We start from the raw sequence: 283 nt of genomic DNA, 5'->3' as shown, positions 1-283 counted from the left end.
CCAACATGTTAGCAGCTTACCTGCAACAACAAACACGAAAATTTTCACCTATTACAAATAATACTGCGACTAGATTCAACATACATCATAATCCACCTCAAATTACAATCGCTCCTTCTGTTATTTCAGTCATTGGTGTTCATATGAAAAAAAATAAGTTGAAAGTAAGATCTGGACAAAGCTCTGAGTTATAAGCCTCTGTGGTGCCAGTGCAAGCAACTAATAAAGAAGTTATTTGGTCAATTATGAATGCAGATGTTATCACAATGTATCCAAAACGTGA

At 35.0% G+C, this 283-nt stretch carries 1 pseudogene; it reads left to right on the top strand.

Going from position 1 to position 283, the window contains the following annotated elements:
• Nucleotides 1–5: 5 nt before the first annotated feature.
• Nucleotides 6–283: pseudogene (locus ACSG5Z_RS32180) on the top strand (Ig-like domain-containing protein); the annotation flags it as partial.

Origin of the sequence: Bacillus pretiosus, from assembly GCF_051294775.1 — a bacterium.
Taxonomy (GTDB): Bacteria; Bacillota; Bacilli; order Bacillales; family Bacillaceae_G; genus Bacillus_A; species Bacillus_A wiedmannii.
The sequence above is the reverse complement of the archived record's forward strand: the minus strand, read 5'-3'. Positions and strand labels throughout refer to the sequence as shown.